The organism is Herbaspirillum frisingense (assembly GCF_047325095.1).
GTDB classification, from domain to species: Bacteria; Pseudomonadota; Gammaproteobacteria; order Burkholderiales; family Burkholderiaceae_D; genus Herbaspirillum; species Herbaspirillum frisingense.
In genome coordinates this window covers 77,782-96,419 of sequence record NZ_CP168558.1, presented here as the reverse complement: position 1 = coordinate 96,419, position 18,638 = coordinate 77,782, and the positions used below count along the sequence as shown (strand labels likewise).

Sequence of the window (18,638 nt, the reverse complement as noted above, 5' to 3'; positions counted from 1 at the left end):
CGGAGTTGCGCCTTGGCAATGGCTTGCGGTATTGGCGGCGGTCATGGGTCGGCGAAAGGGCGCGGGCCGCCAGTGTACCAGCCGCCAAGGTGTCCTACACCTGTCGGTGTGGCGGGGTAACCTGGCCGGCACCAATAAAAAACGGCTGCCGCGGTGGATGATCGCGGCAGCCGTCTTGACTGGCAGGGGGCGTAACGGGGTCAGACGCCCCAGAGGATGTCGTAGCCGCCCTTCTTGGCCTCGCGCAGCATGTCCAGCAGCGGATAGGCGCGCGCCGAGAAGCTGACGGCCTCGATCTTTTCGTGGTTGTGATCGTCGGTGTCGGCGTTGTGGTGGGCGTTGACATCGCGCGCCAGGGCTTCAGCCGCTTCGTGCGCCTTGCTGGCATTGATCTGCTGTTCCAGCAGGGTGACGGCGTCACCGGCCTCGGCCGCGGTGATCACGCCGCGTGCGGGATCCTTGTGCAGCAGGTCCAGGATGGGTTTGGCGTGTGATTCGTACATCACCACATCGGCAGCCGCTTTTGATTTGAATGTAATCAGCATATTTCCTCAGGGTCTTTGATTGAAAACGTTTCTTCGGGCGCGGCCGCTTGGGCCGGGCCATGGTGGAAATGCGCTGCAGACTGCATCCGCATTCCTGCGGGATTGCCCGTTTGGAGTGACGGGCAGCGACAAGAATACTCCGGTCGCCTGATTTCTGTCATCTTGCAATGGCCCCGCTCAGCTTGGTTTGAAAGAGCTGAAAAAGGTTTCAATGTTTTCCTCGGTGAAGGCCTTTTCATCGCCCACGATGAGGATCTGGTACACCCGCCGCTCACGGGCGACCAGGCGCGCCACCAACCGCAGCGGCCGGCCACGGGAGACGCCACGGGCGTCCAGATCGACGGTGCGCGCAAAGCCCTCGGTCTTGCCCGGCCAGGCCGCACCTGACTGAACCTGACCACCGATGTTGTTGAGCAGGGCCGTGCGCATGGCGTCCAGCGCCCGGCTGGCGCTGGCGGCGTCGGGCAATTCAGCGGTGCCGGCGGCGAAGGTCAGGCCGTCCACCTCGGCGGCGGTCATGCTCATCTCCACCTTGGGGCCGTCCAGATCGACCGGGCGCGTGACGCTGGCCGGCTTGGCCGGTAGCAGCACCACAAAATGAGCGCCGTTGTCACTGGTTTCGCGCCAGTTGTAGCGCGGCGAACAGGCCGCCAGGCACATGCAGGCCAGGCTCAGGGAGACGAGGGCGACGCGGACAGGGCGCATGGGGCAGACCGGAATGGAAGGGCGTCCATCATAGCAAAGGCATCAGGCCCGACCCGGGCTGCTGAAAAAGCGCCATTGTCTGATGGCCGGCCGGCAATTCTTGCGGTATAAGAACGCATCCCAACGGAACCCTCTACGGATATGCAAAACGACAACCAAACCAGCCTGCCGGAACTGACGCTGCGCGGCATGCTGCTGGGCGCATTGATCACGGTGGTATTTACCGCCTCGAACGTCTATCTCGGGCTGAAGGTCGGCCTGACCTTCTCGTCGGCGATTCCCGCCGCCGTGATCTCGATGGCGGTGCTGCGCCTGTTCAGCAATGCCAACATCCTCGAAAACAATATGGTGCAGACCCAGGCCTCGGCGGCCGGCACCCTGTCCTCGATCATCTTCATCCTGCCCGGACTGGTGATGATGGGGCACTGGCAGGGCTTCCCCTTCCTGCAGACGCTGGGCATCTGTGCTGCCGGCGGCATGCTGGGCGTGATGTTTTCCATCCCGCTGCGGCGGGTGATGGTGGTGCAAAGCGCGCTGCCCTACCCCGAGGGCGTGGCGGCGGCCGAAATCCTGCGGGTGGGCAGCGCCGACGCCGATGGCGGCGAGGAGACCCGCCGCGGGCTGCGGGACATTCTCTTCGGCGGCACCCTGGCGGCCGCCTTCAGCGTCATCGCCAGCGGCCTGAAGCTGTTCGCCGAGAGCATCAGCGTGTGGCTCACTGCCGGTGCCTCGGTGGTAAGGCTGACGATGGGCTTTTCGCTGGCACTGGTCGGCGCGGGATACATGATCGGCATCGTCTCCGGCATTGCCATCCTGATCGGCATGGTCCTGGCCTGGGGTGTGGCCGTGCCGTACCTGACCGCGGTGACCCCGCATGCTGCCGGCGTGGCGCTGTCCGACTTCGCCAACGGGCTCTGGAAAAGCCAGGTGCGCTTCATCGGTGCCGGCATGATCGGCGTGGCGGCGATCTGGACCCTGGCAACGCTCTTCAAGCCCATGCTGGAAGGCGTCAGGGCCTCGCTGTCGACGCTGGCGCGCCGCCAGCAGGGCAGCACCGAGCGCACCGACCAGGACATGTCGCCGCGCTGGATCATCGTCATCAGCCTGGCCATGATCGCGCTGCTGGCGGTGGTGTTTGCCTCGTTCCTCTCGGGTACGCCGGTGACGGCGGGCCTGTTCATCGGACTGGTCGTCTATGCGGTGGTGTTCGCCTTCGTGTTCGGTTTTCTGGTCGCGGCCGCTTGCGGTTACATGGCCGGGCTGATCGGTTCTTCGTCCAGCCCGATTTCCGGGATTGGCATCGTCGCCGTGATCCTGGTGTCGGTCCTGCTGCTGGTCTCGGGGGCGGTCGATCCGCTGCTGGCCACGCCTGAAGGCGGCAAGCTGGCCATTGCCGTGGCCTTGTTCGTGACGGCCGCCATCATTGCCGTGGCCGCCATCGCCAACGACAACCTGCAGGATCTCAAGACAGGCCAACTGGTCGGTGCCACGCCATGGCGCCAGCAGGTGGCGTTGCTGGTCGGTTGCGTGGTGGGTGCGCTGATCATCCCGCCGGTACTGAACCTGCTGTACAACGCCTACGGTTTCACCGGCGCCTTGCCGAGAGCCGGCATGGATGCGGCACAGGCGCTGGCGGCACCGCAGGCGACCCTGATGACGGCGATCGCCACCGGCATCTTCACCCGTGAGCTCAACTGGACCATGCTGGGTGTGGGGGTGGCGCTGGGCATCGTGCTGATCGTGATCGACTGGCTGCTGGCGCGTCGTGGCGGTGTGGCGCGCCTGCCGGTACTGGCGGTGGGCATCGGCATCTATCTGCCGCCGATGGTCAGCAGCGCCCTGTTCCTGGGTGCGGTGCTGGGCTGGGTGATCGAACGCGGCCTGCGCCGACGCGCCCGGGCTGCCGGTGCCGACTTTGACGCCTATGCCGACAAGCCGCGCCAGCGCGGCATCCTGGTGGCATCCGGCCTGATCGTCGGCGAAAGCCTGGTCGGGGTGCTGCTGGCGGCCGTGATCGGTTTCACCGGCAAGGATGCCCCACTGGCGCTGGTCTCGGGCGACTTCGAGTCCACCGGTCAATGGTGGGGACTGGCCGCGCTGGTGCTGATCCTGGTGGCCTTCGTACGGCGCATCATGCCGGCGCGCTGAGTACAAGCCTAGCGGCGGCTCTCCACCAGCATGCGCAAGGCCAGCCCGGCCAGCACCGTGCCCATCAGCCAGCGCTGTACCAGTTGCCAGCCCGGACGCGCGGCCAGCAAGGCCGAGATGGACGCCGCCGAGAGCGTGATCATGGCATTGACGCTCACACCCACCACGATCTGGGTCATGCCCAGCGCCAGCGATTGCCCCAGTACGCTGCCCTGGTCCGCATGGATGAATTGCGGCAGCAGGGACAGGTACATCACGGCGATCTTGGGATTGAGCAGGCTGGTCACCAGGCCCATTGCAAAGAGCTTGCGCGGGCTGTCCGGCGGCAACTCGCGCAAGGCGAAGGGGGAGCGCCCACCCGGCCGCAACGCCTGCCAGGCCAGGTAGAGCAGGTAGGCCGCGCCACCCAGGCGCAGCGCGTCATAGGCCAGGGGCACCGCCATCACCAGCGCGGTGATGCCGCCTGCCGCACAGAGCATATAGAAGACCGATCCCAGCACGATGCCTCCCAGCGAGATCAGCCCGGCCTTGCGGCCCTGGCAGACCGAACGCGAAACCAGATAAAGCATGTTCGGTCCGGGCGTGAGTACCATGCCCAGGCAGATCGCGCCAAAGGCAAGCAGGGTGGAGGTGGTGGGCATGGGCGGGCTCTTTCCGGAAATGACGCGAGCGGCGTCATCGCCGCTCCAGCCATCACAGACTAGCCCGGTCAGGGCGGTCGCAAAAGATACAGAGCCGCCGCATGGTCATCGCAACAGGCCCTGTCGCCGTCACCGGTGCGGCGTCACCCCGTATTGAGGGCGCGCCGGTACTGGATCGCTTCGGCAATATGCGCCGCCTGGATGGCAGGCGCGCCGGCCAGATCGGCGATGGTGCGCGCCAGCCGCAGCACGCGGTGATAGGCCCGGGCCGACCACTGCAGGCGGACCATGGCCTGCTGCAGCAGTTGCGCGCCCTCGGCGCCGGGGTCGCAATACCGGTCCACCGCGCTGCCGCTCAATTGGCTGTTGGGCATGCCCTGGCGTTGCCATTGCCGCTCGGCGGCGGCCGCCACCCGTGCGGCGATGGCGTCACTGGATTCCCCCTGCCCAGGCGCGCCCAGCTCTGTGGGCGTCAGCGCAGCCACCTGCAATTGCATGTCGATGCGATCCAGCAGGGGGCCGGACAGGCGTTGCTGGTAGCGCTTGACCAGCTCCGGCGTGCAGCGACAACGTCCGCTCGGGTCGGCGTAGAAGCCACATGGGCAGGGGTTCATCGCCGCGACCAACTGGAAGCGCGCGGGAAACTCCGCCTGGCGTGCCGCCCGTGAAATGACGATGTGGCCCGACTCCATCGGCTGGCGCAGCACGTCGAGCACGCTGCGCGGGTATTCCGCGATCTCGTCCAGGAACAGCACCCCGTGATGGGCCAGCGAGATCTCGCCCGGGCGGGGTGTGCTACCGCCACCGACCAGCGCCACGGCGGAGGCCGTGTGATGCGGCGCGCGATAGGGGCGCTGTTTCCAGCGGGCGCTGTCGAAGTGGCCGGCCAGCGATTGGACGGCGGCCGACTCCAGCGCCTGTGCCTCGCTCATGGGCGGCAGGATGCCGGCAAAACGCGTGGCCAGCATCGATTTGCCCGCCCCGGGCGGCCCCACCAGCAGGATGCTGTGGCCCCCGGCTGCCGCCACCTCCATCGCCCGCCTGGCCCGGAGCTGTCCCTTGATATCGCTGAAATCGGGGTAGGCCGGGCGCTGACCATTCGCTCCTGCCCCGGTGGCGCCTCGATGGCGCTGCAGGCGGCCTCTCTCGTCGCGGGCGCTGAAATGCGCGCATACATCCAGCAGCGACGCGGCCGGAAGGATGGTCGCCTGCTGCACCAGCGCCGCCTCGTCGGCATTACCGACCGGCAGGATGAAGGCGCGTTGCCGCCGGTCCGGCTCCCCGGGGTGTTGCATGGCGCAGGTCATTGCCAGTGCACCGCGGATCGGCCGCAATTGGCCCGATAGCGACAGTTCACCTGCGTATTCATAGTCATCCAGATGGTCAGAGGGAATCTGCCCGGAGGCGGCGAGGATGCCCAGCGCGATCGGCAGGTCGAAGCGCCCGGATTCCTTGGGAAGGTCGGCAGGCGCCAGGTTGACCGTGATGCGTCGTGCCGGGAATTCGAACCGCGCATTCTGCAGCGCCGCCCGGACGCGGTCCTTGGCTTCCTTCACTTCGGCTTCGGGAAGACCGACGATGGTGAAGGCCGGCAGGCCATTGGCCAGATGCACCTCCACCGTCACCGGTGGGGCGGCCATGCCGGCCAGCGCGCGGCTGCGCAAGACCGCCAGGCTCATCGCAACGAGCCCGGCAGTGTGCTCGAAGGGAAAAGGGGAGGGGGAAGAAGGGAAGTGAGGGTTGTCGCCAGGGTCATGGGGTTTGTTTTTGCTGAGCCTCAAGCTCGGCAACACGCGCTTCCAGCGCTTCCAGGCGGGCGCGGGTCTTGGCCAGCACCTGGGCCTGGATGTCGAATTCCTCGCGCGTGACCAGGTCCAGCTTGGCAAAACCCTGGCTCAGCATGGCCTTGACGTTCTTCTCGATGTCCTTGGCCGGAGAATTCTCGATCGCCTTGTTGATCTTGGATTGCAGGTCTTCAAAAAATGGGGGCTTGTCCATGTCGGATCTCCTTGGCAGATAGCTAAGCTGCAAGTTTAGCGGTTTCGCAGCCATCCTCAAAACGCGATGCCCTGATGAGACCGTTTTTTTGCGAGCGGGTGCCGGAAAGTGAAGAATTTTCCTTCAGGAAATGCTCCGACTTGGTGACTTTGGCTTCGCCCCGGGCCCACGCACCAAAATGTGTTTGCCTCGTTTGACGCAGGATTATCAAAAAGCAATCAATATCGCACCACGGTCGTGCATTTTCGCTTCGAGTGCACTATTTTTAAGCTGGTGTCGAAAAAAATCGTTGTAAATCTCCGCTTTCCAGCAAAAACACAAGTCTGCCTTGCCGAAAGGACATGGCACGGCTCCTGCTACATGGTTTGGGCAAAAGACAAAAAGACTTAACTGTTAAACACAAACCAGAGGGAAAGTCATGAAGAAACTGATTCTTGCAACAGCCATCGCAGCATCCTTCGTTTCTACCGTGGCCCGTGCAGAGGACGCCAAGCCAGACAATGAATTGAGCTTCAACGCTGCGGTCGTGAGCGATTACCGCTACCGCGGCCTGACCCAGACGCGTTTCGACCCGGCCCTGCAGGTTGGCGCTGACTACACGCACAACCCGACCGGCCTGTACGCCGGTACCTGGCTGACCAACATCAAGTGGATCAAGGACGCTGGCGCACTGACCGGTACCGATACCAAGGGCGATGTCGAATGGGACATCTACGGCGGCAAGCGCGGTGACATCGGCGGCGGCTTCACCTACGACGTCGGCGGCCTGTACTACTACTACCCGGGCAACACCCTGGCCAATGCCGGCCTGAAGAACGCCAATACCTTCGAACTGTATGGCCAGATCGGTTACGGCCCGGCCTACTTCAAGTATTCGCAATCGCTGACCAACCTGTTCGGCGCGGTCAACAGCAAGTACAGCCAGTACTACGACCTGGGTGCCAACTTCGAGACCTTCTACGGCGTGATGCTGGGTCTGCACGTGGGTCACCAGAACGTGCGCGGCAACCCCAGCGAGGCCAGCTACACCGACTGGAAGATCGGCCTGTCCAAGACCTTCGACGAAGTCGCCGGCATCACCCTGGGCGTGGCCTATGTCGGTACCGACATGAAGGATGGCTTCGCTACCACCCCGGCATCGGACGGTGCCAAGAACGTCGGCAAGAACGGCGTCGTCGTCTCCATCAGCAAAACTTTCTAACAAGAGGTTCGTATGAAACTGATCACTGCGATCATCAAGCCGTTCAAGCTGGACGAGGTGCGTGAAGCCCTCTCCGCGATCGGTGTGCAAGGCATCACCGTGACCGAAGTCAAGGGCTTCGGTCGTCAGAAAGGCCATACCGAGCTCTATCGTGGCGCCGAGTATGTGGTCGATTTCCTGCCCAAGACCAAGATCGAGGCAGCGGTGGACGACGCCATCGTCGAGCGCGCGCTGGAAGCCATCGAGACCGCAGCCCGCACCGGCAAGATCGGTGACGGCAAGATCTTCGTCCAGGATCTGCTGGATGTGATCCGTATCCGTACCGGCGAAACCGGCAAAGACGCTCTGTAAAAAAGGGGAACTCTAATGAGCATGAAGAAAATGTTTTCCGGCGCGCTCGCCATTGGCGCGCTGCTGTTTGCAGTAGGTTTTACTGCCCCGGCCCAGGCGCAGGACGCGCCCAAGCCTGAAGCTGCGGCCACCGCCGCTGCCCCGGCCGCTGCCGCTCCGGCTGCACCCAAGGCTGAAGCTGCCGCTCCTGCCGCTGCTGCTCCTGCCGCCCCGGCGGCCGCTGCCGCCGCACCCGCACCGGTGCCCAACAAGGGCGATACCGCCTGGATGCTGGTCTGCACCGCCTTCGTCATCCTCATGACCCTGCCGGGCCTGGGCCTGTTCTACGGCGGCCTGGTGCGCAGCAAGAACATGCTGTCGGTGCTGATGCAGTGCTTCATGATCTTCTCGCTGATCTACATCCTGTGGTTCGTGTACGGCTACAGCATCGCGTTCACCGAGGGTGGAGCATTCTTCGGCGGCTTCGACCGACTGTTCCTGCATGGCCTGACCGGTGATTCGACCACCGGCACCTTCAGCAAGGGCGTGGTCATCCCCGAACTGGTCTTCGTGGCCTTCCAGGGTGCGTTTGCAGCCATCACCGTGGCGCTGATCATCGGTTCCTTCGCAGAACGCGTGAAGTTCTCCGCCGTGATCCTGTTCTCGATCCTGTGGTTCACCTTCTCCTACCTGCCGATGGCCCACATGGTCTGGTTCTGGCCGGGTCCGGACGCCTTCACCGATGCTGCTGCTGCTGAAAAGGCAACTGCGATCTCGGGCTGGCTGTTCCAGAAGGGCGCGCTGGATTACGCCGGCGGCACCGTGGTGCACATCAACGCCGCTATCGCTGGCCTGGTCGGTTCCTATGTGATCGGCAAGCGTATCGGTTTCGGCAAGGAAGCCTTCAAGCCGCATAGCCTGACCCTGACCATGGTCGGTGCCTCGCTGCTGTGGTTCGGCTGGTTCGGCTTCAATGCCGGCTCCGGTCTGGAAGCCAACGGTGGTGCTGCCCTGGCCTTCGTCAACACCATCCTGGCAACTGCTGCTGCCGTGCTGTCCTGGAGCTTCGGCGAATGGATCGGCAAGGGCAAGCCCTCCATGCTGGGTGCTGCTTCGGGTGCTGTCGCCGGTCTGGTGGCGATCACTCCGGCGGCCGGCTTCGTGGGCGTCATCGGCGCCGTGGTCATGGGCCTGATCGCTGGCCTGCTGTGCCTGTGGGGCGTGAGCGGTCTGAAGAAGCTGCTGGGTTCGGACGACGCGCTGGACGTGTTCGGCGTGCACGGCGTGGGCGGCATCCTGGGTGCCATCCTGACCGGTGTGTTCGCTGCACCGAGCCTGGGCGGCACCGGCATCTACGACTACGTCGCCAATGCCGTGGCACCGGACTACTCCATCGGCGGCCAGGTCTGGATCCAGTTCCAGGGCGTGCTGACCACCGTGGTGATCTCGGGTGTGGTTTCCTTCATCGCCTACAAGATCGTCGACGTCGTCATCGGTCTGCGTGTGACCGAAGAGGAAGAACGCGAAGGCCTGGACATTTCCAGCCACGGCGAATCGGCTTACCACTAAGCATCAGCTGTAACGAGTCTGCAGTATTCCTTCGGGGCTGGAAACGGCCTCTTTATAAGGCGCCTTCGGGCGCCTTTTTTCATTTTCCGGCCGCCAGGAAGAGACAGGTTAGTGAAGGTTTCTTCATGGCAATGCTGCAAGTGATGCACTTTTGCATCGCCGCGCAATAATTCCCGACTATTTGACTCGGGCTCTTTAAAATACCTTCATCATCGCCATCTGGAGTCTCCCAGCCACGCCCTTGCAGCGACCGTGGCCGGTGAGGGCCGTGGCTGAAATGGCAACAGCGCAGCCCGGCGGCCTATACCGCGTCGCAACACGGATGCAGGAATCCGCTAAAATCGTCACTCGCTGCCGGCATTTACATCTCGTTAAGGTTTTTTATGGTCCCGCATCTCGTCACCGCTCTGAATGGTCCCCTGCTGGAGCTGGAGAAGAAAATCCTGGGCGCCACGCCGGCCATCGAACGCTGGTTCCGCATGGAGTGGCAGGAACATACGCCGCCGTTCTATTGCTCGGTCGATCTGCGCAACGCCGGCTTCAAGCTGGCGCCGGTCGATACCAACCTGTTCCCGGGCGGCTTCAACAACCTGTCGCCGGAAATGCTGCCGCTGGCGGTCCAGGCGGCCATGGCCGCCATCGAGAAATACTGTCCGGACGCGCGCAATCTGCTGCTGATCCCGGAAAACCAGCCCGGCAATACCTTCTACCTGCAAAACATCGGCCGGCTGATGCAGATCTTCCGCCAGACCGGACTGAACGTGCGCCTGGGGACCCTGGCGCCGGGCGTGACCAAGCCGCAGCACATGGAGTTGCCCGACGGCACCCAGATCACCCTGGAGCCGCTGGAACGTTCGGCCAATGGTCGTCGCCTGGGCCTCAAGAATTTCGATCCCTGTACGGTGCTGCTCAACAACGACCTGTCCATCGGCATTCCGTCGGTGCTTGAGGGCCTGCATGAGCAGAGCGTGCTGCCGCCGCTGCATGCCGGCTGGGCAATGCGCCGCAAGAGCAATCACTTCGCTGCCTATGATGAGGTGGTGAAGAAGTTTTCCAAGATGGTGGAAGTCGATCCCTGGATGCTCAATCCGCTCTTCACCAAGGTTGGCGACATCGATTTCCAGGAAAATACCGGTACCGACGCGCTGGCCGACAGCGTGTCCTCGCTGCTGTCGAAGATCCGCAAGAAGTACAAGGAATACGGCATCAAGGAACAACCCTTCGTCTTTATCAAGGCCAATGCCGGTACGTACGGCATGGGCATCATGACAGTCAAGGATGCCAGCGAGATCAAGGACCTCAACCGCAAGCAGCGCACCGGCATGCTGGCCGGCAAGGAAGGACTGGAAGTGTCGGAGGTGATCGTGCAGGAAGGCGTGCACTCCTTCGAGCGCATCAACCAGGCCGTGGCCGAGCCGGTGGTCTACATGATCGACCGTTACGTGGTGGGCGGTTTCTACCGCGTACATGCCGACCGTGGCGTGAACGAGAACCTCAATGCGCCCGGCGCGCATTTCGTGCCCCTGGCCTTCGCCCAGCAGCACGCCCTGCCGGACATGCACGCCAAGCCGGGGACGGCCGCGCCCAACCGTTTCTACATGTATGGCGTGGTGGCGCGACTGGCGCTGCTGGCGGCATCGGTAGAGATGGAAAAGACCGATCCCAACCCGGAAGTTTATTAATATCGGGCCTGCGCCAGGCCCAACAGGACACCCGTCTCATGAAAATCGCTTTCCTCGCCGATCCTCTGGATACGTTCAAGACGTACAAGGATTCCACCTTTGCCATGATGCGCGAAGCCGCGCGGCGTGGTCACGCCATCTACGCCTTCGAACAGGGCGACCTGGTGCTGGAAAGCGGGCTGGTGACCGCCAATGCCTTCAAGGTGACGCTGACCGGCGATGCCGATGACTGGTACCGGGCCGACAAGCCGGCCTCGGCCTTCCTCTCCGAGTTCGATGCGGTGATCGTGCGCAAGGACCCGCCCTTCGACATGGAGTACATCTACACCACCTACCTGCTGGAGCTGGCCGAGAAGCAGGGCGCGCGCGTGTTCAACAAGCCGGCGGCCATCCGCAGCCACAACGAGAAGCTGGCCATCGCCCAATTCCCGCAATACACCGCGCCGACGCTGGTCACGCGGGATGCCAAGCGCCTGCGCGATTTCCACGGTGAGCACCAGGACGTGATCCTCAAGCCCCTGGACGGCATGGGTGGCATGGGCATCTTCCGCGTCAAGGCCGACGGCATGAACCTGGGCTCCATCATCGAGACCCTGACCGACAACGGTCAACGCACGATCATGGCGCAACGTTTCATTCCTCAGATCAGCGCAGGCGACAAGCGCATCCTGTTGATCGGCGGCAAGGTGGTGCCCAATGTGCTGGCACGCATTCCGCAGGGCAACGAGGTGCGCGGCAACCTGGCCGCCGGTGGTCTGGGCAAGGCACAACCGGCATCGGCGCGGGATATCGAGATCGGCGAAGCGCTGGGTCCTGTCCTGTATGAACGTGGCCTGTTGCTGGTAGGATTGGACGCCATCGGCGACTATCTCACCGAGATCAACGTGACCAGCCCGACCTGCTTCCAGGAAATCACCCAGCAGACCGGGTTTGACGTGGCCGCGATGTTCGTGGACGCGCTGGAAGTGGCCGCAGGGGCAGCAGAGGCAACAGGGTCGATCGGATAATGGGATCGACAGAGCATGACGGGCTGCTCGGGGAAAAGCGCGTCGCATCAGATGGCAACAAATCCATGGTTGGTATTCTTCTCTTGACGCACGCCCCGCTGGGGCAAGCTTTCCTGGCCGCCGCAACGCACGTCTTCCGCGGCCGTCCCGAACGGATGGAGGCGATTGACGTGATCGCCGACCAGAACCCGGCGGAGGTGCAAAAACTCGCCATCGAGGCGGTAGGTCGCCTCGATGATGGCAGCGGTGTGCTGGTCATCACCGATGTCATGGGCGGTACGCCCTCCAACTGTACGGGCTTCCTGTGTGGTCTGGGCAACGTCCAGGTGATCGCAGGCATCAGCCTGCCGATGCTGCTGCGGGCTCTGACCTATCGCAATGACACGCTGGATGTAGTGGTTGAAATGGCGCTGGCCGGAGGCCAGAATGGTGCAGTGCGGATCGACAATCGCATCCGCGTGGCAGCCTCGGCCTGATCCATCGTTGTGACCGCATTGGACTGCGGTCGCGGACGGCGCGCGCCAACAAGATAAAAACGAAAGCGGAACATGATTCAAAAAGAACTCGAAATCGTCAACAAGCTTGGTCTGCATGCCCGTGCTTCGGCCAAGTTCACCCAGCTGGCCGGCAAGTTCAAGTGCGAAGTCTGGCTCACCTTCAACAAGCGCCGCGTCAATGCCAAGTCCATCATGGGCGTGATGATGCTGGCCGCCGGCAAGGGCAGCATGGTGACCCTGGAAACCAATGGCGCCGACGAGCAGGAATGCTTCACGGCGCTTGAAGCGCTGATCGCTGACAAGTTCGGCGAAGGCCAATAATCCTCCCCGACCGCGCCCGCGGTTTTGCGCCGCAACATCGCGGCGCGGCTGGAATGCTTCTTGCGATGTGAGGATCGTCACGTACATGTTGCGTGACGTGAAACAATATTCACCCCAGCTGCCTGTCACCCCACCCCGCCGCGATGTCCCCGGTCGCGATTGCCAAACCGCTATTTGTTCGGTAACTTGCTCCAGGCTACCGCGCGCTGGCAACACGGCGGAATATAAGAACACAGGCAGGAGATACGCGATGGCTTCTTTCAGCTTACATGGAATCGCGGTGTCGCAAGGCATCGCCATCGGACGCGCGCACTTGATGGCGCCGGCCGCACTGGACGTCAAACATTACCTGGTCGCGGCCGACCAGGTCGAAGCCGAGATCGCGCGCCTGAAGGGCGCCGTCAAGGCAGTGCACCAGGAACTGCACACCATCCGTTCGGAACTGCCCAAGGATGCGCCGCCGGAACTGGGCGCCTTCATCGACGTGCATTCGCTGATCCTGTCGGACCCGATGCTTGCCGAAGTGCCGCAGGACATCATCCGTCACCGCTACTACAACGCCGAATGGGCGCTGGTCACCCAGATCGAGGAATTGTCGGCCCAGTTCGACGAAATCGAGGACCCCTACCTGCGCGAGCGCAAGGCCGACATCCAGCAGGTGGGCGAGCGCATCCTCAAGGTCATGACCGGTAGCGCCAACCCTCTTCCTCCCACTGGTGAGGCCGCGGCCAACATCATCGTGGTGGCGCACGACATCTCGCCGGCCGACATGCTGCAGTTCCGCGGGAATGCCTTTGCCGGATTCGTCACCGACCTGGGCGGGCCCAATTCGCATACCGCCATCGTCGCCCGCAGCCTGGCCATTCCGGCGGCCGTGGGCATGCATAACGCCTCGGTACTGGTCAAGCACGATGACGTGCTCATCATCGATGGCGATGCGGGCGTGGTCATCGTCGATCCCTCGCCTCTGGTCCTGGCGCAGTACCGTGCCCGCCAGGAGCGCCTGCTGCGCGAGCGCAAGAAGCTCTCGCGCCTGAAGAAGACTCCCGCCATCACCCAGGATGGCGAACCCGTCACGCTGCTGGCCAACATCGAATTGCCGGGCGATGCCGCGCCGGCCTTCGAGGCGGGGGCCATGGGCATCGGTCTGTTCCGCTCCGAGTTCCTGTTCATGGGGCGCGCCGGGCATCTGGAGAAATTCCCTTCCGAGGATGAACAGTGCGAGTCATACAAGCAGGTCGTCATCGCCATGAAGGGGCGGCCGGTCACCATCCGTACGCTCGACGTGGGTGCCGACAAGCCGCTGGACGAGGATGAGGAAACCGCCCTGAACCCGGCCCTGGGTCTGCGCGCCATCCGCTATTGCCTGTCCGAGCCGCAGATGTTCCTCACGCAGTTGCGCGCCATCCTGCGTGCTTCCGCGTATGGGCCGATCAAGCTGCTCATCCCGATGATGGCGCATGCCTTCGAGATCGACCAGACGTTGACGATGATCGAGCAGGCCAAGCAGCAGTTGCGCGATCGCAAGCAGAAGTTCGATGAGGACATCCCGGTGGGCGCCATGATCGAGATTCCGGCGGCGGCGCTGGCACTGCCCCTGTTCATCAAGCGCCTGGACTTTCTCTCCATCGGTACCAACGATCTGATCCAGTACACGCTGGCCATCGACCGCGTCGACCACGAAGTGGCGCATCTCTATGACCCCCTGCATCCGGCCGTGCTGTTCCTGCTCTCGACGGTAATCGCCCAGGGGCGCAAGGCCGGCATTCCGGTGTCGGTCTGTGGCGAAATGGCGGGCGACCTGAAATGGACGCGCCTGCTGCTGGGCATGGGCCTGCTGGAATTTTCCATGCATCCCTCGCAGATCCTGTCGGTGAAGAACGAGATCCTCAACAGCGACCTGCGTTTGCTGGAGCCACAGGTCAAGAAGGTCTTGCGCGCCTCCGAACCGTCCGCCATCAGCGCGGCCATGGCGCAACTGCAGGCCCTGCACGCAGAAGTGCCAGCGGTCGAAGCCAAGGTGGCAAGGCGACGCTGAGCTGCGCCGCGTTGGCCGGGCAGGGTCGTTTGACGGGCCTGCCCGACTTGGGTATTCTTACGCCACTGCGCCGATTTGAACGGTTTGACCAACTTCAGCTTGCGGGCGCCGGGATCCTGATCCCATCTAAATGCGGCTAAAGCGAGCTTGGATCAGCAGTTCTTCCCAAGACCAGCCCCAGCCCCATCGATGAGTGAGCCCGCAAGCATTGCTTCCGGGCTTTTTTGTTGCCCGTGACCAGCGCTCCGAAGACGGGCTCCAGCTCATTCCGGCGAAGCGACCGCCAGCCCTGACCCACAAGGATCGCCTGGCGCCGAGTCACTTACGCAGAAACATCATGTCGATCGGAATCGTATCGCCCCAGGTCATGCATTTCGACCAGCCCCTGCCGCTACAGAGCGGCGCCGCGCTGGCCGATTACTCGCTGACCTATGAAACCTACGGCACCCTCAATGCCGACAAATCCAATGCCGTGCTGGTGTGCCACGCGCTCAATGCGTCCCACCATGTGGCCGGCGTCTATGCCGACGACCCCGACAACGTCGGCTGGTGGGACAACATGGTCGGCCCCGGCAAGTCGCTCGATACCGACCGCTTCTTCGTCATCGGCGTGAACAACCTGGGGTCCTGTTTCGGGTCCACCGGCCCCATGCACCCCAATCCGGCCACCGGCCAGCCCTACGGCGCCGATTTTCCGGTGGTGACGGTCGAAGACTGGGTCAATGCCCAGGCACGCCTGGCGGACCGTCTGGGCATCGATTGCTTTGCCGCCGTCATGGGCGGCTCGCTGGGCGGCATGCAGGCGCTGGCCTGGAGCATGATGTACCCGGATCGCCTGCGTCATTGCCTGGTGATCGCCTCTACCCCCAAGCTGTCGGCCCAGAACATTGCCTTCAACGACGTGGCGCGTCAGGCCATCCTGACCGATCCGCAATACCATGGCGGCGATTTCTATGCGCATGGCGTGGTACCCAAGAACGGTCTGCGGGTGGCGCGCATGGTGGGTCACATCACCTACCTCTCGGATGACGACATGGCCGAGAAATTCGGCCGCGACCTGCGCTCCGGCCAGTACCAGTTCGGCTACGGCGTGGACTTCGAGATCGAGTCCTACCTGCGTTACCAGGGCGACAAGTTCTCTACCTACTTCGACGCCAATACCTATCTTCTGATCACCAAGGCGCTGGACTACTTCGACCCGGCGCGTGAATTCGGCGGCGACCTGGCCAAGGCCTTCGCCCGCACACGGGCCAGGTTCCTGCTGGTGTCCTTCACCACCGACTGGCGTTTCTCGCCGGAACGCAGCCGCGAGATGGTGCAGGCGCTGGTGGCCAACAAACGCCGCGTGAGCTATGCCGAAATCGACGCGCCGCACGGGCATGACGCTTTCTTGCTCGATGATGCGCGCTACATGAAGGTGGTGCGCGAATACTACGCCAGCATCTGGACCGAACTGCAGCAGGAGGGCCGCGCATGACTTTCGAACAATTGAGCGCGTTGCGCCCCGATCTGGCCTTCATCGCCCACTGGGTGCGCGAGAAGTCGCAGGTGCTGGACCTGGGCTGTGGCGATGGCGTGATGCTGGATTATTTGCAGACCGACAAGGGCTGTTCCGGCTATGGGGTGGAGATCGATGATGCGCAGATTCCCAAGTGCGTGGCGCGCGACGTCTCGGTGATCCAGCAGGACTTGAATGGCGGCCTGGCCATGTTCGAGGACAATGCCTTCGATACCGTGCTGTGCCTGTCGGCGCTGCAGATGGTCAAGGACGTGGAAGGCACGTTGCGCGAGATCGCCCGGGTCGGGCGTGAGGTGACGGTGTCCTTTCCCAATTTCGCCTACTGGCCGCACCGGGTGGCGCTCTTGCGGGGGCGCATGCCGGTCTCCAGAAGCCTTCCCTACCAGTGGTATGATACGCCGAACCTGCGCTGCGCCACGATCAGGGACTTCGAGGCGCTGGCCAACCAGGTCGGGCTGGAAGTGCTGGAGTGTGTGGCCTTGAAGGACGGCAAGCCGGTACGCTACCTGCCCAACTGGCGCGGCAGCCTGGCTGTGTTCAGGTTGCGCAAGAAATAAGCGCTCAGCTTCACATGCCCCGCAGACGCCGGTCCGGCAGCGCCCCATCGCTGGCCTCCGGCGTTTTTTCTTTCATATCCCGTGTTTTTCGAGCCGACCCGCCCATGACTGCACCCGCCGCTTCCTGGCACCAATACCTGAACCGGCGCATGCTGATCTGCGTCTTCCTCGGCTTCACTTCCGGCCTTCCGCTGTTCATTCTGTTGAGCCTGCTGCAGGCGTGGCTGGCCAAGTCCGGTCTGAACGTGAAGACCCTCGGGTTGTTCGCGCTGGTGATGTTTCCCTACACCTGGAAGTTCGTCTGGTCGCCGCTGATGGACCGCTTCCACTTCGGTGGCATGGGCCGGCGACGCGGGTGGATGGTGTTCACGCAGCTGCTGCTGTTCCTCGCCATCGGCGGCATGGGCATGCTGGACCCGCTGACCGATGTCAGCACGATCGCCTTCATGGCCTCGGTGGTGGCCTTCCTCTCGGCCAGCCAGGACATCGCCATCGACGCCTACCGGCGTGAAATCCTGCCCGAGGCTGAACTGGGCCTGGGCAGCGCCATCCACGTCAACGCCTACAAGCTCTCCGGCATGGTGCCCGGCGCTCTCTCGCTGGTGCTGGCTGACCAGATGCCGTGGTCCACCGTGTTCTGGATCACCGCCGCCTTCATGCTGCCGGGGCTGCTCTGCTCGCTGCTGGTGAAGGAGCCCAAGGTCTATGGGACGCCGCCCAAGAGCCTCTACGAAGCCGTGGTGCTGCCTTTCCGCGAATTCATCGCCCGTGGCGGCTGGGGCAATGCGCTCTGGGTGCTGGGCTTCATCTTCCTCTACAAGCTGGGCGACAGCATGGCCACGGCGCTGGCCACCAAGTTCTACATCGATCTGGGCTTCTCGATGACCGAGATCGGCGTCGTTTCCAAGACCACCAGTCTCTGGGCCAGCGTGGCCGGCGGCATCATCGGTGGCATCTGGATGGTGCGGCTGGGCATCAATCGCGGTCTGTGGGTGTTTGGCGTGCTGCAGGCGGTACCTATCCTGGGCTTTGCCTGGCTGGCCCATGTCGGCGCCAGCCTGCCAGTGCTGGCGGTGGTGATCGGGCTGGAGGCCTTCGGCGTCGGCCTGGGAACCACGGCCTTCGTCGCCTATATCATGCGCGAGACCGATCCACGCTATACCGCCACCCAGTTCGCGCTGTTCACCAGTTTGATGGCCGTACCCCGGACTTTCGTCAATTCTTCGGTCGGTTATATCGTCGCTGACACCGGCTGGTTAAATTTTTTTCTGATTTGCTTCGTTCTGGCCTTGCCTGGAATGCTGATGTTGCCTAGAATTGCGCCCTGGAATGAAAAGCCGGTTGAGTCGCAGACACAAAAAGCCTGAAGATTCGAAAAAACGTCGCGGGTCGTTCCTCTGAGCAATATCCGGCAGTCGATGAAATATTTAGCCCTGAAGCGAAAATATAGTTGACAGTCCAAAGATGTTCCTCTATAGTTTTGAGTTCCCTGCACGGAGAGGTGGCCGAGTGGTTAATGGCAGCAGACTGTAAATCTGCCCTCTTACGAGTACGCTGGTTCGAATCCAGCCCTCTCCACCATTAGGCCGGGAGTCAAAGCAGTCCTGCAGTACATACGCGATCGAAAGACGCGGCGGTTGTGAAGTGAAAGTTGTTTCCTCGCGGGTGTAGCTCAATGGTAGAGCTGAAGCCTTCCAAGCTTAAGACGAGGGTTCGATTCCCTTCACCCGCTCCAAGTTTTGGTCCGGTTGCATGTTTGGTTGTTGTGCAGTCGGAAAAATGCCCTTGTAGCTCAGTGGTAGAGCACTCCCTTGGTAAGGGAGAGGCCACGTGTTCAATCCACGTCAAGGGCACCAGTTTCTCGTCGTATCGCTGACAAG

General features: G+C 62.9%; 17 protein-coding genes and 3 tRNA genes. 15 read left to right on the top strand and 5 right to left on the bottom strand.

Annotated elements, in window-relative coordinates; all coding sequences use genetic code 11:
* Positions 1–200: 200 nt before the first annotated feature.
* Together ACEOAC_RS00520 and ACEOAC_RS00515 are read right to left on the bottom strand one after the other, a co-directional pair.
* The gene (locus ACEOAC_RS00520) at positions 201–545 is read right to left on the bottom strand and encodes a DUF1840 domain-containing protein (RefSeq protein WP_006713251.1); all 345 of its coding nucleotides are present in this window, start codon (positions 543–545) and stop codon (positions 201–203) included.
* A 177-nt stretch (positions 546–722) separates the two neighbouring features.
* Positions 723–1,250, bottom strand: coding sequence for a hypothetical protein (locus ACEOAC_RS00515; protein WP_241813904.1), 528 nt, complete (start codon positions 1,248–1,250; stop codon positions 723–725).
* Between the two features lie 141 nt (positions 1,251–1,391).
* On the opposite strand from ACEOAC_RS00515, the gene ACEOAC_RS00510 reads away from it, so the two are divergent.
* Complete coding sequence (locus ACEOAC_RS00510; RefSeq protein WP_413628633.1) at positions 1,392–3,398, top strand: OPT family oligopeptide transporter; 2,007 nt, start codon at positions 1,392–1,394, stop codon at positions 3,396–3,398.
* An 8-nt stretch (positions 3,399–3,406) separates the two neighbouring features.
* On the opposite strand, the gene ACEOAC_RS00505 is transcribed toward ACEOAC_RS00510, so the two are convergent.
* From ACEOAC_RS00505 to ACEOAC_RS00495, 3 genes are all read right to left on the bottom strand, one after another.
* A complete protein-coding gene (locus ACEOAC_RS00505) occupies positions 3,407–4,039 on the bottom strand; it encodes a LysE family translocator (protein ID WP_241813906.1) in 633 nt (210 codons plus the stop codon).
* Positions 4,040–4,182: 143 nt separating this feature from the next.
* Complete coding sequence (locus ACEOAC_RS00500) at positions 4,183–5,718, bottom strand: YifB family Mg chelatase-like AAA ATPase (protein ID WP_413445273.1); 1,536 nt, start codon at positions 5,716–5,718, stop codon at positions 4,183–4,185.
* 73 nt (positions 5,719–5,791) lie between these two features.
* Positions 5,792–6,037 carry an accessory factor UbiK family protein gene (locus ACEOAC_RS00495; protein WP_006713294.1) on the bottom strand — a complete coding sequence of 82 codons (246 nt, stop codon included), beginning with the start codon at positions 6,035–6,037 and terminating at the stop codon, positions 5,792–5,794.
* 418 nt (positions 6,038–6,455) lie between these two features.
* Here ACEOAC_RS00495 and ACEOAC_RS00490 point away from each other — a divergent pair, with 418 nt between their 5' ends.
* The 14 genes from ACEOAC_RS00490 to ACEOAC_RS00425 all read left to right on the top strand — a co-directional run bounded on the left by ACEOAC_RS00490 (position 6,456) and on the right by ACEOAC_RS00425 (position 18,614).
* On the top strand, positions 6,456–7,238 hold the full coding sequence (locus ACEOAC_RS00490; protein WP_077234967.1) for a TorF family putative porin: 783 nt from the start codon (positions 6,456–6,458) through the stop codon (positions 7,236–7,238).
* Between the two features lie 12 nt (positions 7,239–7,250).
* Positions 7,251–7,589 (top strand): P-II family nitrogen regulator, encoded by a 339-nt coding sequence (locus ACEOAC_RS00485; RefSeq protein WP_006713297.1) that lies wholly within the window; start codon positions 7,251–7,253, stop codon positions 7,587–7,589.
* Between the two features lie 15 nt (positions 7,590–7,604).
* The gene (locus ACEOAC_RS00480) at positions 7,605–9,137 is read left to right on the top strand and encodes an ammonium transporter (protein ID WP_241813801.1); all 1,533 of its coding nucleotides are present in this window, start codon (positions 7,605–7,607) and stop codon (positions 9,135–9,137) included.
* A 383-nt stretch (positions 9,138–9,520) separates the two neighbouring features.
* Positions 9,521–10,819 (top strand): glutamate--cysteine ligase, encoded by a 1,299-nt coding sequence (gshA, locus tag ACEOAC_RS00475; protein ID WP_006713300.1) that lies wholly within the window; start codon positions 9,521–9,523, stop codon positions 10,817–10,819.
* A gap of 38 nt (positions 10,820–10,857) precedes the next feature.
* On the top strand, positions 10,858–11,826 hold the full coding sequence (gene gshB, locus ACEOAC_RS00470; protein ID WP_413443705.1) for a glutathione synthase: 969 nt from the start codon (positions 10,858–10,860) through the stop codon (positions 11,824–11,826).
* On the top strand, positions 11,826–12,302 hold the full coding sequence (locus ACEOAC_RS00465; RefSeq protein WP_039876622.1) for a PTS sugar transporter subunit IIA: 477 nt from the start codon (positions 11,826–11,828) through the stop codon (positions 12,300–12,302). The genes gshB and ACEOAC_RS00465 overlap by 1 nt, the downstream gene beginning before the upstream one ends.
* Before the next feature lie 72 nt (positions 12,303–12,374).
* Positions 12,375–12,644 (top strand): HPr family phosphocarrier protein, encoded by a 270-nt coding sequence (locus ACEOAC_RS00460; RefSeq protein ID WP_006713306.1) that lies wholly within the window; start codon positions 12,375–12,377, stop codon positions 12,642–12,644.
* Between the two features lie 250 nt (positions 12,645–12,894).
* Complete coding sequence (gene ptsP, locus ACEOAC_RS00455) at positions 12,895–14,682, top strand: phosphoenolpyruvate--protein phosphotransferase (RefSeq protein WP_413443706.1); 1,788 nt, start codon at positions 12,895–12,897, stop codon at positions 14,680–14,682.
* A gap of 337 nt (positions 14,683–15,019) precedes the next feature.
* The gene (gene metX, locus ACEOAC_RS00450; RefSeq protein ID WP_102664098.1) at positions 15,020–16,159 is read left to right on the top strand and encodes a homoserine O-succinyltransferase MetX; all 1,140 of its coding nucleotides are present in this window, start codon (positions 15,020–15,022) and stop codon (positions 16,157–16,159) included.
* Entirely contained in the window at positions 16,156–16,758 is a 603-nt protein-coding gene (gene metW, locus ACEOAC_RS00445; protein ID WP_006713312.1) for a methionine biosynthesis protein MetW, read from the top strand. The genes metX and metW overlap by 4 nt, the downstream gene beginning before the upstream one ends.
* A gap of 104 nt (positions 16,759–16,862) precedes the next feature.
* Positions 16,863–18,125: an AmpG family muropeptide MFS transporter gene (locus ACEOAC_RS00440; protein ID WP_077234961.1), complete on the top strand. Its 1,263-nt coding sequence runs from the start codon at positions 16,863–16,865 to the stop codon at positions 18,123–18,125.
* A gap of 128 nt (positions 18,126–18,253) precedes the next feature.
* Positions 18,254–18,339 (top strand) — tRNA-Tyr (locus ACEOAC_RS00435).
* 80 nt (positions 18,340–18,419) lie between these two features.
* Positions 18,420–18,493, top strand: a tRNA-Gly gene (locus ACEOAC_RS00430).
* Between the two features lie 46 nt (positions 18,494–18,539).
* A tRNA-Thr gene (locus tag ACEOAC_RS00425) sits at positions 18,540–18,614 on the top strand.
* Positions 18,615–18,638: the final 24 nt, after the last annotated feature.